At 64.1% G+C, this 13878-nt stretch carries 12 protein-coding genes; 4 read left to right on the top strand and 8 right to left on the bottom strand.

Going from position 1 to position 13878, the window contains the following annotated elements; genetic code table 11:
* Positions 1–8: 8 nt before the first annotated feature.
* From preA to hydA, 3 genes are all read right to left on the bottom strand, one after another.
* On the bottom strand, positions 9–1283 hold the full coding sequence (gene preA / locus JOY50_RS06680; protein WP_019470142.1) for an NAD-dependent dihydropyrimidine dehydrogenase subunit PreA: 1275 nt from the start codon (positions 1281–1283) through the stop codon (positions 9–11).
* Positions 1284–2651 (bottom strand): NAD(P)-dependent oxidoreductase, encoded by a 1368-nt coding sequence (locus JOY50_RS06675; protein WP_243054967.1) that lies wholly within the window; start codon positions 2649–2651, stop codon positions 1284–1286.
* Between the two features lie 165 nt (positions 2652–2816).
* A complete protein-coding gene (gene hydA / locus JOY50_RS06670; protein WP_138736039.1) occupies positions 2817–4256 on the bottom strand; it encodes a dihydropyrimidinase in 1440 nt (479 codons plus the stop codon).
* A gap of 344 nt (positions 4257–4600) precedes the next feature.
* Between hydA and JOY50_RS06665 the strand changes: the two genes are divergently transcribed.
* On the top strand, positions 4601–6106 hold the full coding sequence (locus JOY50_RS06665) for an NCS1 family nucleobase:cation symporter-1 (protein WP_138736040.1): 1506 nt from the start codon (positions 4601–4603) through the stop codon (positions 6104–6106).
* A gap of 11 nt (positions 6107–6117) precedes the next feature.
* A complete protein-coding gene (locus JOY50_RS06660) occupies positions 6118–7401 on the top strand; it encodes a Zn-dependent hydrolase (RefSeq protein ID WP_243054966.1) in 1284 nt (427 codons plus the stop codon).
* A 159-nt stretch (positions 7402–7560) separates the two neighbouring features.
* Here the strand turns inward: JOY50_RS06660 and JOY50_RS06655 are convergent, their stop codons facing one another.
* The 4 genes from JOY50_RS06655 to nhaB form a co-directional block, all read right to left on the bottom strand.
* Positions 7561–8529 carry a ribonuclease Z gene (locus JOY50_RS06655; protein WP_138736041.1) on the bottom strand — a complete coding sequence of 323 codons (969 nt, stop codon included), beginning with the start codon at positions 8527–8529 and terminating at the stop codon, positions 7561–7563.
* A gap of 16 nt (positions 8530–8545) precedes the next feature.
* Positions 8546–8851, bottom strand: a complete 306-nt coding sequence (locus JOY50_RS06650) for an NIPSNAP family protein (protein WP_063422611.1) — start codon at positions 8849–8851, stop codon at positions 8546–8548.
* A gap of 69 nt (positions 8852–8920) precedes the next feature.
* Positions 8921–9466, bottom strand: coding sequence for a lipocalin family protein (locus tag JOY50_RS06645; RefSeq protein ID WP_016488141.1), 546 nt, complete (start codon positions 9464–9466; stop codon positions 8921–8923).
* Between the two features lie 239 nt (positions 9467–9705).
* Positions 9706–11208 (bottom strand): sodium/proton antiporter NhaB, encoded by a 1503-nt coding sequence (nhaB, locus tag JOY50_RS06640; RefSeq protein WP_243054965.1) that lies wholly within the window; start codon positions 11206–11208, stop codon positions 9706–9708.
* 150 nt (positions 11209–11358) lie between these two features.
* Here nhaB and JOY50_RS06635 point away from each other — a divergent pair, with 150 nt between their 5' ends.
* Both JOY50_RS06635 and nudC read left to right on the top strand, forming a co-directional pair.
* Positions 11359–12171 (top strand): crotonase/enoyl-CoA hydratase family protein, encoded by an 813-nt coding sequence (locus JOY50_RS06635; protein WP_132841813.1) that lies wholly within the window; start codon positions 11359–11361, stop codon positions 12169–12171.
* A gap of 36 nt (positions 12172–12207) precedes the next feature.
* Complete coding sequence (gene nudC, locus JOY50_RS06630) at positions 12208–13038, top strand: NAD(+) diphosphatase (RefSeq protein WP_243054964.1); 831 nt, start codon at positions 12208–12210, stop codon at positions 13036–13038.
* Here nudC and JOY50_RS06625 read toward each other — a convergent pair.
* Positions 13006–13785, bottom strand: coding sequence for a TSUP family transporter (locus tag JOY50_RS06625; protein ID WP_063422616.1), 780 nt, complete (start codon positions 13783–13785; stop codon positions 13006–13008). The two genes, nudC and JOY50_RS06625, sit on opposite strands and share 33 nt — an antisense overlap.
* Between the last annotated feature and the right edge of the window lie 93 nt (positions 13786–13878).

Raw genomic sequence — 13878 nt, 5'->3', positions numbered from 1 at the left:
CCATTGCTTCAACTGGCCTCGCGGTAGGGGTTACGCGGGTCCTGCGTCCAGTTCAGGTACGGCTTGCCGGTATCCTGCGCCTGCATCTCGATGCAGTCTTCGACCGGGCAGGTGATCTGGCACAGGTTGCAGCCCACGCATTCCTCTTCGATCACGCTGTACGCATGTGTGCCGTCTGCCTTCAGGGTGCTGGCAATGGCCTGGTGCGAGGTGTCCTCACAGGCAATGTGGCAGCGCCCACAGCCAATGCAGGCCTCCTGATCGATGTGCGCCACCGATTTGTAGTTGATGTCCAGGTACTTCCAGTCGGTGGTATGCCCCACCGCCTGCCCACGGAACGCCTCGACAGTGTGATGACCATGCTGGTCCATCCAGCGCGCCAGGCCGTCCTTCATGTCCTCGACAATACGGAACCCGTGCAGCATCGCCGCCGTGCACACCTGCACGGCGCCACTGCCCAGGGCCATGAACTCCGCCGCGTCACGCCAGTTGCCGATGCCGCCAATACCGCATATTGGCAAGCCACGTGTCTCCGGGTCGCGGGCAATTTCTGCCACCATGTTCAGGGCGATCGGCTTCACTGCCGAACCGCAGTATCCACCATGGGTGCTCTGGTCACCGACGATGGGGTGGGCCACCATGCGGTCCAGGTCGACGCTGGTGATGGAGTTGATGGTGTTGATCAACGACACCGCATCGGCCCCGCCACGGTGGGCGGCGCGGGCCGACTGACGGATGTCGGTGATGTTGGGCGTAAGCTTCACGATCACCGGCAGCGAGCAGTAGGTCTTGCACCAGCGGGTAACCAGCTCCACGTACTCAGGCACCTGGCCGACCGCCGCACCCATCCCGCGCTCCGGCATGCCGTGCGGGCAGCCGAAGTTCAGCTCGATGCCATCGGCACCGGTGGCCTCCACCAGCGGCAGGATGAACTTCCAAGAGTCCTCGACGCACGGCACCATCAGCGACACGATCAATGCGCGGTCGGGCCAGTCCTTTTTCACCTGGGTGATTTCACGCAGGTTGATTTCCAGCGAACGGTCGGTAATCAGCTCAATGTTGTTGATGCCCTGCACCAGGCGGTTGGCGCCGTAGTGCGCCGAATAGCGCGACGACACGTTGACCGCCGCCGGGTCCTCGCCCAGGGTTTTCCAGACCACACCACCCCAGCCAGCCTCGAAGGCGCGGACCACGTTGTAGGCCTTGTCGGTTGGCGGTGCGGAAGCCAGCCAGAACGGGTTGGGTGCCTTGATGCCGGCAAACACGATAGACAAGTCGGCCATTTACGCTGCCTCCGCGTTGAGCATGAGTTGGGCATGGATGGCTTCGGCGGCCAGCTTGCCGTGCTGCACGGCCTGGACAGTGAGGTCCTGGCCCAGGGCGGTGCAGTCGCCGCCGGCATATACGCCCGGCAGGCTGGTCTGCAGGGTTTGGTCAACACGAATGCGCTCACCCTCGCGGGCCAGTTGCGCAGCCACCGGGTCGACCAGGCAGGCATCGTCGAAGCGCTGGCCGATGGCCTTGAAGATGGCATCGGCTTGCAGCTCAAAGGTTTCGCCGGTGTCGCGCAGGCGGCCGTCCGCCAGTTCGGTGCGGGCAAAGCGCATGCCGCGCACCTTGCCGGCGTCATCCAGCAGCACGGCGTCGGGGCGCGCCCAGGTGTGCAGGCGCACCTGGTTGGCCTTGGCAATGTCCTGCTCGTGGCCGGTGGCGCCCATGTCGGCGTGGCCACGGCGGTACACCAGGTTGACGTCGCGGGCCCCCAGGCGGCTCATCTGCACGGCCATGTCGATGGCGGTGTTACCAGCACCGATCACCAGGCAGCGGTCGGCCAGGGGCAGCTGGCTCAGGTCATCGGCCTGGCGCAACTCGCGGATGTATTCGGTAGCGGCGAGCACGCCAGGGGCTTCTTCATCGGGCAGACCCAGCTGGCGCACGGCGTTCAGACCGAGGCCGAGGAACACCGCGTCGTACTGATCGCGCAGTTCGCCCAGGCTCAGGTTGCCGCCCAGGCGCTGGCCATGGCGTACTTCGATGCCGCCAATGCCCAGCAGGAACTCCACTTCACGCTGGGCGTAGTCGTCGACCAGCTTGTAGCGGGCGATGCCGTACTCGTTAAGCCCGCCGGCCTTGTCGCAGGCCTCGAACACCACCACGTCATGCCCGTGCATGGCCAGGCGATGGGCGCAGGACAGCCCGGCCGGCCCGGCACCCACCACGGCGATGCGCTTGCCGGTAGCCGGTGAGCGGTTGAACGGGTGCTCGGTGAAGTGGGCATTGTCCAGGGCGTAGCGCTGCAACTGGCCGATCAGTACCGGTGCACATTCCTGCGCGTTGTTGCGCACGCAGGCTTGCTGGCAGAGGATTTCGGTGGGGCAGACGCGGGCGCAGCTGCCACCCAGAATGTTGGCCGAGAGAATGCGTTCGGCGGCGCCTTGCAGGTTTTCGTCGCTGATGCGGTGGATGAATGACGGGATGTCGATGTCGCTGGGGCACGCGTTGACGCAGGGGGCGTCGTAGCAGTACAGGCAGCGCGCGCTCTCGACGGCGGCCTGGCGGGCGGTGAGGGGTGGGGCGAGGTCGCTGAAGCGCTCGGCCAACTGGTCGGCACCGGCCCGGGGGCGCGGCAAGTGGTTCAGGGCGTCGATCACGGTTGTAGCCTCTCTCTTTATTATATTTGGCTGGAAACGGGGGGCGCTGTGCGCCCCAATCGCCGGCAAGCCAGCTCCCACAGGAATCCCACAGGGCTTGAGAGTTGCGCGGCCCAGGTGGGAGCTGGCTTGCCGGCGATGGGCTGCGCAGCAGCCCCGATGGCCTCAGCGCTGAACGGGCGTCGGGCGCTGCTGTTCGGCGCGTCGCCCCAGCACCTCATACACCGACGGATACGCCGGCCGTTCCACATACCGCCCCGCACCGGCCTCGGCGCGCAGGTCGCCATCGGCCCAGAGCACCTTGCCCTGGCTGATGGTGTGGCTGGGGACCCCGCGTACAGTGCGCCCTTCGAAGATGTTGAAGTCCACCCGCTGGTGGTGGGTCTGGGCCGAGATGGTGCGGGTGCCCTGCGGGTCCCACAGCACCAGGTCGGCGTCGGCACCCACGCGGATGGCGCCCTTGCGCGGGAACAGGTTGAAGATTTTCGCGGTGTTGGTAGAGGTCAGCGCAACGAACTCGTGCATCGACAGGCGCCCGCTGTTAACCCCGGCATCCCACAGCACCGCCATGCGGTCTTCGATGCCGGCGGTGCCGTTGGGGATGCGGCTGAAGTCGTCGCGGCCCATGGCTTTCTGCTCGGCGCAGAAGCAGCAGTGGTCGGTGGCCGTGGTGTGCAGGTTGCCCGACTGCAAGCCGCGCCACAGCGCCTCCTGGTGTTCACGCGGGCGAAACGGCGGGCTCATCACGTAGCCGGCGGCAGTGGCCCAGTCCGGGTCACGGTAGACGCTGTCGTCCAGCAGCAGGTGCCCGGGCAACACTTCGCCGTAAACCGGCTGGCCCTTGGCCCGTGCATAGGTGATTTCATCCAGCGCTTCACGGCTGGAAATGTGCACCACATACAGCGGCGTACCAATGGTTTCGGCAATGCGGATGGCGCGGCTGGCCGCTTCACCTTCCACTTGCGAAGGGCGCGAAAGCGGGTGTGCCTCTGGCCCGGTCAGGCCCTGGGCCAGCAGTTTTTTCTGCAGGTGGTACACCAGCTCGCCGTTCTCGGCATGCACGGTGGGCACCGCACCCAGTTGCAGGCAACGCTCGAAGCTGGCCACCAAGGTGTCGTCGGCGGCCATGATCGCATTCTTGTAGGCCATGAAGTGCTTGAAGCTGTTCACCCCATGCTTGGTCACCAGTTCGCCCATCTCCTCAGCTACCTGCTCGCTCCACCAGGTGATGGCCACATGGAAGCCGTAGTCGCTGGCGCTCTTTTGCGCCCAGCCGCGCCAGGTGTGGAAGGCCTCCAGCAGCGACTGCTGCGGGTTGGGGATGACGAAATCGATGATCGACGTGGTGCCGCCGGCCAGGCCCGCAGCGGTGCCGCTGAAGAAATCCTCGCTGGCCACGGTGCCCATGAAGGGCAACTGCATGTGGGTATGTGGGTCGATGCCGCCGGGCATCAGGTACTGGCCGCTGCCGTCGAGGATCTCGCAGTCGGTGGGCGGTTCGAGGTTTTGCCCGATGGCACGGATCAGGCCATCGGCACACAGGACATCGGCGGGGTAACTCTCTTCGTGGGTGACCACGGTGGCGCCACGGATCAACAGGGACATGCCGTTTTCCTCGCAGGCTGACCGGTCTGGGCCGGTTCTTGGAATTGTTTCGGGTGCAGGGCAGGCAGGGCGGTTAATCCTGTCAGGCCTGACAAGATTCGAGGCTAGATGCTGATCTGGAATTCATCAAGAAAATTTTCCTATAATTTTTGTGGTTTTTAACCATCTGATATTTAAGGATTAATTTTTAATGACCCGCTGACTTCGGGCCTTTCAGGGATTGTTGACTGACTTGACAAGATGGAATTCTGGTCAAGATTTCTAAGCACAAATACGCGTGTGTACTCCGGCCATCGAATTAGCCCGATGAGCAAACAACTAAAAGAAAATCTGGAGAAGGGCCCATGCAACAGAGCAGATCGGAAGTGGTCGAGCAGGATGGCCTGTTCGAGTTGTCCGAGGGCAGCGATGTTCTCGACAGCCCGCGCTACAACCACGACATCGCACCGACCAAGGTGCACCAGCGCACCTGGAACAAATGGCACATCACCGCCTTGTGGGTGGGCATGTCCATCTGCGTACCCACCTACACCCTGGGCGGTGTGCTCACCGCCTACTTCGGCCTCAGTGTTGGCGAAGCGCTGCTGGCGATCCTGCTGGCCAACGTGATCGTGCTGATCCCGCTTACCCTCAACGCCTTCCCCGGGACCAAGTACGGCATCCCGTTCCCGGTGCTGCTGCGTTCGTCGTTCGGCATCCTCGGCTCCAACGTACCGTGCCTGATCCGCGCTGTGGTTGCCTGTGGCTGGTTTGGCATCCAGACCATGTTCGGCGGGCTGGCCATTCACCTGTTCCTTGGCTCGGTGTTCGATGGCTGGAAGGCCTTGGCCGGTACTGGCGAGGTGATTGGGTTCATGATCTTCTGGTGCCTGAACCTGTGGGTGGTGCTGCGCGGCGCCGAGTCGATCAAGTGGCTGGAAACGCTCTCGGCACCGCTGCTGGTGGCGGTGGGCGTCGGCCTGCTGTTCTGGGCGTTGCCGCACATGTCGATGACCGAGCTGCTGGCGCAACCGCCTAAACGCCCGGAAGGGGCGAGCGTGGTCAGTTACTTCTGCGCCGGGCTCACTGCCATGGTCGGCTTCTGGGCCACCTTGTCGCTGAATATCCCGGACTTCAGCCGCTACGCCCGCAGCCAGAAGGACCAGATTCTCGGGCAGATCTTTGGCCTGCCGCTGACCATGTTCCTGTTCGCTTCGCTGGGTGTGGTGCTGACCGCCGCCTCGGCGTCGCTGGTGGGCGAGACGGTGTCCGACCCGGTCAGCCTGATCGGCAGGATCCACAGCCCGTTCTGGGTGGCCTTGGCCATGGCGCTGATCGTGATTGCCACACTGTCGACCAACACGGCGGCGAACATCGTGTCGCCGACCAACGACTTCCAGAACATCGCCCCACGCCTGATCGGGCGCAGCCGCGCGGTATGGCTGACCGGCTTTATCGGCCTGGCGCTGATGGGCCATGAGCTGCTGAAGAAGTTGGGCCTGATCGTTTCCGACCTGAGCCTGGAGAGCGTGTATTCCAACTGGCTGCTGGGCTATTCCAGCCTGCTCGGGCCGATTGCCGGGATCATGGTGGTGGACTACTTCCTGATCCGTCGGCAGCAGCTGGACCTGGCCGGGTTGTACCGCGACGACGTGTACCCGGCGTGGAACTGGCCCGGGTTTGCGGCCTTTGCCTTGCCGGTGGCGCTGACGGTAATGGCGATTGGCAACAGCAGTTTCAGCTGGTTCTACGACTACGGCTGGTTTACCGGCTCGCTGCTGGGCGGCGCGCTGTACTACGTCTTCGCCAGTTTGCCTGTGGGCGCGGGTTCGCCCGCGAAGCGGCCCGCAGCGACAACAAAAAAAGCCTGAAGGAGAAACCCGTGACCCCAGTCAAAGAGATCCTCAAGACCACCGCTCGGCATGTCGACAGCAACCGCCTGTGGCAATCGCTGATGGACCTGGCCCGGCTCGGTGCCACCGCCAAGGGCGGCGTCTGCCGCCTGGCCCTGACCGACCTCGACTGCCAGGCCCGCGACCTGTTCGTGCAGTGGTGCGAGGCTGCCGGTTGTACGGTCAGCATCGACGCCGTCGGCAACATCTTCGCCCGCCGCCCGGGGCGTAACCCCAAGCTGCCCCCGGTAATGACCGGCAGCCATATCGACACCCAGCCCACGGGCGGCAAGTTCGATGGCTGCTTCGGGGTGATGGCAGGGCTGGAGGTGATCCGTACGCTGAACGACCTGGGTGTGGAAACCGAAGCGCCGCTGGAAGTGGTGGTGTGGACCAACGAAGAAGGCTCGCGCTTTGCACCGTGCATGATGGGTTCAGGGGTGTTCGCCGGCAAGTTCACCCTGGAGGAAACCCTGGCCAAGCGTGATGCCCAGGGCGTCAGCGTGGGCGAAGCCTTGAACGCTATCGGCTATGCCGGCACGCGCGCGGTGCTGGGCCACCCGGTTGGGGCCTATTTCGAGGCCCATATCGAACAGGGCCCGATCCTTGAGGACCAGGCCAAGACCATCGGCGTGGTGCTCGGGGCGCTGGGGCAGAAGTGGTTCGACCTGACCCTGCGCGGCGTTGAAGCCCACGCGGGGCCGACACCCATGCACCTGCGCAAGGACGCCCTGGTCGGCGCTGCCGCCGTGGTGGAGGCGGTCAACCGTACCGCCCTCGGCCACCAGCCCCATGCCTGTGGCACTGTGGGTTGCCTGCAGGCGTATCCAGGCTCGCGTAACGTGATCCCGGGTGAGGTGCGCATGACCTTGGACTTCCGCCACCTGGAGGGCGAGCAACTGAATGCGATGATCGCCGAGGTGCGCGGGGTGATCGAGGCAACCTGTGCCAAGCATGGCTTGAGCCACGAACTGGTGCCTACGGCCGACTTCCCGGCGTTGTACTTCGACAAAGGCTGTGTCGATGCCGTGCGCGCCTCGGCGCAGGCGCTGGGGTTGCCGCACATGGACATTGTCAGTGGCGCGGGGCATGACGCGATCTTCCTGGCCGAACTGGGGCCAGCGGGGATGATTTTCGTGCCCTGCGAAAACGGCATCAGCCACAACGAAATCGAGAACGCCACGCCCGATGACCTGGCGGCGGGCTGCGCAGTGTTGCTGCGGGCGATGCTGTCGGCGTCGGAGGCTATTGCCAGCGGGCGGTTGGCGGCATAGCCAGAGATGTTGCTTGCACTGGCCCTATCGCCGGCAAGCCAGCTCCCACAGGTACAGCGCCGCCCTCAGGCCCTGTGATACCCCGGTGGGAGCTGGCTTGCCGGCGATCAGGCCGGAACAGGCAATGAAAGGCTCGCCAGAAACGCCGCGATCTGCCGCTCACCACGCAGATGGTGTCAGCTCAAGACAGCCGTCCCGGCCCATGTGATAGCGCTGCAGGTCCTGCGCCAAGGTCAGGTGCCCGTGGTAGTGGGCGAGGGCTTCGTCACGCACGTTGTCGATATTCGGGCTGCGCCGCGGGTCGTTCTGGTAACGGGCGCTGAAGTGCGTCAGCACCAGGTTGCGCACGCCTGCGCTTTCGGCAAAGCGCGCCACCGCCGCCGCGGTACTGTGGCCGAAGGTGACCCCGGTGCGTTCGACCACGGCCTGGGTGAACGTGGCTTCGTGCACCAGCACATCCGCGCCTTGGGCAGCGTCGGCCAGCAGCTCGGGGGTATCGTTGTCGCCGCAGACGATCACCCGCCGCGGTGGCCGGGAAGGGCGCAGGTAGTCGTTGCCGTTCAGCAACTGCTCGCCATGCTGTACCGTCAAACCCTTGGCCAGCTCGCCCCACAGCGGGCCACGCGGTATGCCTTCGGCTTCCAGGCGGGGGATGTCCAGGCGCGGTTCGGGGTTGAGTTCGGTGAACACGAACCCGACGCTCGGCACGCGGTGTGACAGCTGAACGGTGGTCACTTGCAGAGTATCGTTGCGCCATTCGACCAACTCTTCCACAGCCAGCAGGCGCAGTTCGAACGGCAGGAAGGTGTCGCTGGCTACCAGGCCCTGGCGTACCCAGTCATGCAGTGCAGCCGGCAGGATCAGCTCCAGCGGTTGGGTACGCCCGCTCATGCCGGCACTGGCCAGCAGGCCGGGCAGGCCGAAGCAATGATCGCCGTGCACGTGGGTGATGAAAATGGCGCGCAGGTCGCGGATCGACAGCGGGGTGCGCAGCAGCTGGTGCTGGGTGCCTTCGCCGCAGTCGACCAGGTACCAGCCGCTGCCACTGGCTTCGATCACCGCCGTGGCGCTGACATTGCGTGCCTTGGTGGGCACCCCGGCGCAGGTGCCCAGGAACAGCAGGTCCATGTGCAACCTCCTTGATTCAGCCCAGCAGCGGTTTCAGGAAGCTGCGCTCGTAGCTGAGGATGAAGCGTTGCTCTGTAGCTGTGGCTACTGCAGCGATGCATTCCGGGTCGGTTTCGGCCTGCCTGCGGTACTGCTCGTAGGCCGCCAGGCTGGGGAAGCTGAACAGGCAGTACGCGATGTTGTTAGCGCCTTCAGCAGGCAGGAAGTAGCCGTGATGCTGGCCGCCCATGCGCGTGACGAGGCCTATCCATTGGCGTGAATAGGCCTCGAACGCAGGCAGCTGGAAAGGGTCGACGATGTATTTGACGTGGCAGGTGATCAATGTGCTCGCTCCTTCGAGGTATGACGGGCGCACACCTTAGCCGCATTGCTGCCTGCCGTCGACGGCCTGCTAGTCTCCCTGGCGCCAGATGAGCTTGCTGGTGTCATAACCTTGCTCCCGTGCGATGGTCAGCAGTTGCTCGCGCTGCTGGTCGGTGACCGCAGGCGTGCGTGAAAGCAGCCACAGGTACTCGCGGTTGGGGTGGCCCACCAGCGCCACCCGGTAATCCTTGTCGTGATACAGCACCCAGTACTCGCCCTTGGTCAGGCCTGGTGCCAGGCGGCTGAACCAGTTGTCGAAGCGCACCCACAGCTTGTCGGTGCTGCCCGGCTGCTGGGCCTCGGCGATGCCCTTGGCTTCGTTCCACTGGCCGTCCTTTTCCTTGCAGCGGTTGGTTACGTCGATCCGGCCATCCGGGCGCAGGCCATAGTGCGCCTCGGACTGCACGCAGTTGCGCTGGAAGAACATCGGCAGCCGGCCCAGTTCATACCAGGTCCCCTGGTAGCGTTGCAGGTCCACCTGCTGGGTGCGCGGCGGTGCCGGTTGATCGTTGCCGGCGCAGCCGAGCAGCGCCAGGGTCATGCAGGAAAGCAGCAGCGTAGTGCGCAGCGCCATGGTTGACCTCCTTGGAGCGGATAGGGGCTTACCTGTGTTTCGATGCCTGCGCGGGGCAAAAGTTGTATGGGCGTGGGGCATGTCTTGAAATTGCATCAAGGCTGCGGGGTGCATGTCTCAAGAGTCATTACGACCGTGAGATCGAGCGCCGCCCGCGCGGCGCTCGATCTCACAAGCGACACCACCATAAAGGCATGCACCTTGAGGCCCTGATGCAACCTCGCGCCGACCAGACGATCTCACAGCCAGTAGGTCACCGCCCACCAACCCAGCCCACCCATCACCACGGTATAGGGCAAGGCCATCCACACCATCCGCCCATACGATAGCCGGATCAGCGGCGCAATCGCCGAGGTCAGCAGGAACAGGAACGCTGCCTGCCCATTCGGCGTTGCCACGCTGGGCAGGTTGGTGCCGGTGTTGATCGCCACCGCCAGCGTTTCGAAATGCTCGCGGCTCATGCCGCCATTGAGAAACGCCTGCTTCACTTCGGTTATGTAGATGGTGGCGACAAACACGTTGTCGCTGATTGCCGACAGCAAACCGTTGGCCAGGTAGAGCATGCCCGGTTGCTGCTCGGCCGGCAGCGTCAGCACCCAGCTGATCAATGGGCTGAACAGCTGCTGCTGGTGAATCACCGCGACCACGGCAAAGAACACCACCAGCAACGAGGTGAATGGCATGGCGTCCTGGAAGGCGCGGCCCAGCCGGTGTTCATCGGTGATACCGGTAAACGCCGTGATCAGCACGATCACCATCAGGCCGATCAGGCCGACTTCAGCCACATGCAGCCCCAGGCAGACGATCAATATCAGCGCCGCAAACCCTTGCACCCACAGCGCGATGCGCTGGGCCTGGGTACGTGCGGCGTCGTCTTCGGCCGCATAGGCGGCCAGCACCCGGCGCACCGGCTCGGGCATCAAGGTGCCGTAGCCGAACAGGCGCAGTTTTTCCAGCAGCACACAGGTCAGCAGGCCGGCACCCAGCACTGGCAGCGACACAGGTGCCACCTTGAAGAAGAAATCGGCGAAGTGCCAACCCATCTCGTGGCCGATCAGCAGGTTCTGTGGCTCGCCCACCAGCGTGCACACGCCACCCAGGGCGGTACCCACCGTGCCGTGCATCAGCAGGCTACGCAGGAAGTCGCGGAACTGGTCGAGGTCTTCGCGGTGCAGGTGGGCGATCTGCTGGTCGTTGTCCAGGGCGCTTTCCTCGCGCGGGTTGGCGCCGGACGCGACGCGGTGGTACACGGAGTAGAAGCCGACCGCAGCGCTGATGATCACCGCCGTCACGGTCAGCGCATCGAGAAACGCCGACAGAAACGCCGACAGCACGCAGAACAGCAACGCCAGAACTGCCTTCGAGCGCACCCCGAGCAAAATGCGCGAAAACAGGAACAGCAGCAGCTCCTTCATGAAATGGATGCCGGCGACCATGAACATCAGCAGCAGGATCACCGGGAAGTTGTGTTGCAGTTCCTCGTACAGCGCCTGTGGCGTGGTCATCTGCAACAGCAAGGCTTCGATCAGCAACAGGCCGCCAGGCATCAGTGGGTAGCACTTCAGCGCCATGCCCAGGGTGAAAATGAATTCGAGCACCAGCGCCCAGCCGGCTGCAACCGGGCCAACGGTAACCAGCAGCAGCGGGTTGAGCACCAGGAACAGGCAGATGACCGCCTTGTACCAAAGCGGCGACTGGCCCAGAAAACCGTGGGCGAGGGCGCCGGTCAGGGAGCGTGACATGAATATGTATCCTTATGATTCGGCGATGGCGCACGGTGCCGGATTAGCGCTTCTTAGGCAAGGCGTGCAGTCCCGTTTTTGGCACAAGTACGGCCATCGGGCTGGGTTACCATCCACGCCATGAATCCTTCACCCGCAGGAGTGCCGCCCGTGACCGAGTACAGTGCGTTCAAGGTTGAACTGACCGACAACATCGCCCACGTTCAGATCAACCGCCCGGAAAAGGTCAACGCGATGAACGCGGCCTTCTGGGAAGAAATCATCGCTATCTTCCAGTGGATCGACGACACCGATGCCGTGCGGGCGGTGGTGATCAGTGGTGCCGGCAAGCATTTTTCCGCGGGCATCGACCTGATGATGCTGGCTTCGCTGGCCGGGCAAATGGGCAAGGACGTGGGCCGCAATGCGCGCCTTCTGCGTAGCACCATCCAGCGCCTGCAAGCCTCGTTCACCGCCGTGGACAAATGCCGCAAACCCGTGTTGGCGGCCGTGCAGGGCTACTGCATCGGCGGCGCCATCGACCTTATCTCGGCGTGCGACATGCGCTACTGCAGCAGCGACGCGCAGTTCTCGATCAAGGAAATCGACATGGGCATGGCCGCCGACGTCGGCACACTGCAACGTTTGCCACGTATCATTGGCGACGGCATCATGCGTGAGCTGGCCTTCACCGGGCGCAACGTTGCGGCCGACGAGGCCCTGCGCATCGGCCTGGTCAACCGGGTCTATGATGATCAGGCCGCACTGCTGGACGGTGTCTTTGCCATCGCCCGCGAGATTGCTGCAAAATCGCCGATCGCCGTGGCCGGCACCAAGGAAATGCTCAGCTACATGCGTGACCATCGCATTGACGATGGCCTGGACTACATCGCCACCTGGAATGCCGCGATGCTGCAGTCCGAAGACCTGCGCGTGGCCGTGGCGGCGCACATGAGCAAACAGAAACCGACGTTCGCCGACTGATCGGGCCGGGGGACGCGCAGTCAAGGAACCCCCGATATGTCAGCACGCTGGACTACTGCAGTACTCGACCCGCAGATCACCGGGGGCGTGGCCGTGGCCCGCAGCCCGGAAGGGTTTCTGGTGGACGACAACGGCGCGCTGTTCCCCCGCGACTGGCTGAAACGCCAGGACCTCGACGTGTTATGCGAGCACGGCATCGGCCATTTTGACGGCCAGCCGGTGTTCCTGCTGGAGCTGCGCAGCGCCACCGACGTGCCCGGTTGCCACTGGCGTGGCCTGCGGGCATTCATGCTCGAAGGCGACTTCGATACCTACAAAGTGCTGGGTTATGCCGCGCAGATCGGCACCTGGGCCCGCGAGCACCGTTTCTGCGGTAGCTGTGGCCAGGCGATGACACAAATCCGTTGGGAGCGGGCGATGTACTGCCAGCGGTGCGACCTGCGCAGCTACCCGCGTATTTCGCCGAGCATGATCGTGCTGGTGACCCGTGGTGATGAAATCTTGCTGGCGCGTTCGCCGCGCTTTGTCACCGGTGTGTACAGCACACTGGCGGGCTTCGCCGAGCCCGGCGAGTCGGCTGAAGACTGCCTGGTGCGCGAAGTGCGTGAAGAGGTGGCAGTGGAAGTGCGGAACATCCAGTACGTCGGCAGCCAGTGCTGGCCGTTCCCGCATTCGATGATGCTGGGCTTCCATGCCGAATATGCCGGCGGCGAGATAGTCATGCAGCCGGACGAGATCGAGGATGCCCAGTGGTTCAGCGTGCACGACCTGCCGCCGCTGCCAGCCGGGCGGTCCATTGCCCGGTATCTGATCGACCTGCACGTTGCGCGCCGTTTAGGCCTGCCCGAACCAGTGCTGCCACGCTAGGCGCACGGTCAACGCCAGCACCACGGTGATGAACACCGGGCGGATGAATTTGCTCCCGCCACTGATCGCCGTGCGTGCGCCAAAAAAGGCACCGACCATGACCGACAGGCCCATGCACAGGCCGACGACGTAATCCACCTGCCCGGAAATGATGAACACCGTCAGCGCCGCGATGTTGCTGACGAAGTTCATGCTGCGCGCCACGCCGCTGGCGCGGACCAGGTCGATGGGGTACAGCAGCAGGGTGCTGACCGTCCAGAACGCCCCGGTGCCCGGGCCGGCCACGCCGTCGTAGAAACCCAGGGTGAAGCCTTGCGGCACTTGCCACTTCTTCTTGATCGGTGCCTCGGCATCCAGCGGCGCCTTGGGTGTGCCGCCGAACAGCAGGTAGATGCCACAGGCGAAAACGATCACCGGCAGCATCTTGTTCAACCATTCGGCTGGCATGTAGTGGGCGATGACCGCACCGAGCAAAGCCCCGGTCAAGGTGGCGAACAATGCCGGGCGCCACTGCGCCGGGTGGAACAGTTTGCGCTTGTAGTAGGTGAAACCTGCGGTGGCCGAACCGAAGGTGGAACTGAGCTTGTTGGTGCCCAGCACCAGGTGCGGTGGCATGCCGGCGGTGAGCAGGGCCGGGGTGGTGAGCAGGCCCCCGCCACCGGCGATGGCATCGATGAAACCGGCGACGAAGGCGACTAGCGCCAGGATCAGCAGGGTTAAGGGTTCTACGGTGAGTTCGAAGGGCATGGGGGTCTTGACAGGCAGGGAGGCAAGGGGCGGCAAAGGGCCGCACTAGAAGGGTGACATGGTAATCCTGGGAGGGGTGTGTTGCCAGTGCCG

The sequence above is a fragment of the Pseudomonas sp. BP01 genome (assembly GCF_022760795.1).
Lineage (GTDB): Bacteria > Pseudomonadota > Gammaproteobacteria > Pseudomonadales > Pseudomonadaceae > Aquipseudomonas > Aquipseudomonas putida_Q.
This window is presented reverse-complemented; position numbering and strand designations above follow the sequence as displayed.

Bases quoted from the DNA above. Each gene is read 5' to 3' on its own strand.
- preA (WP_019470142.1), bottom strand. From the start codon at position 1,283: ATGGCCGACTTGTCTATCGTGTTTGCCGGCATCAAGGCACCCAACCCG.
- hydA (WP_138736039.1), bottom strand. From the start codon at position 4,256: ATGTCCCTGTTGATCCGTGGCGCCACCGTGGTCACCCACGAAGAGAGT.
- JOY50_RS06665 (WP_138736040.1), top strand. From the start codon at position 4,601: ATGCAACAGAGCAGATCGGAAGTGGTCGAGCAGGATGGCCTGTTCGAG.
- JOY50_RS06655 (WP_138736041.1), bottom strand. From the start codon at position 8,529: ATGGACCTGCTGTTCCTGGGCACCTGCGCCGGGGTGCCCACCAAGGCA.
- JOY50_RS06645 (WP_016488141.1), bottom strand. From the start codon at position 9,466: ATGGCGCTGCGCACTACGCTGCTGCTTTCCTGCATGACCCTGGCGCTG.
- nhaB (WP_243054965.1), bottom strand. From the start codon at position 11,208: ATGTCACGCTCCCTGACCGGCGCCCTCGCCCACGGTTTTCTGGGCCAG.
- nudC (WP_243054964.1), top strand. From the start codon at position 12,208: ATGTCAGCACGCTGGACTACTGCAGTACTCGACCCGCAGATCACCGGG.
- JOY50_RS06625 (WP_063422616.1), bottom strand. From the start codon at position 13,785: ATGCCCTTCGAACTCACCGTAGAACCCTTAACCCTGCTGATCCTGGCG.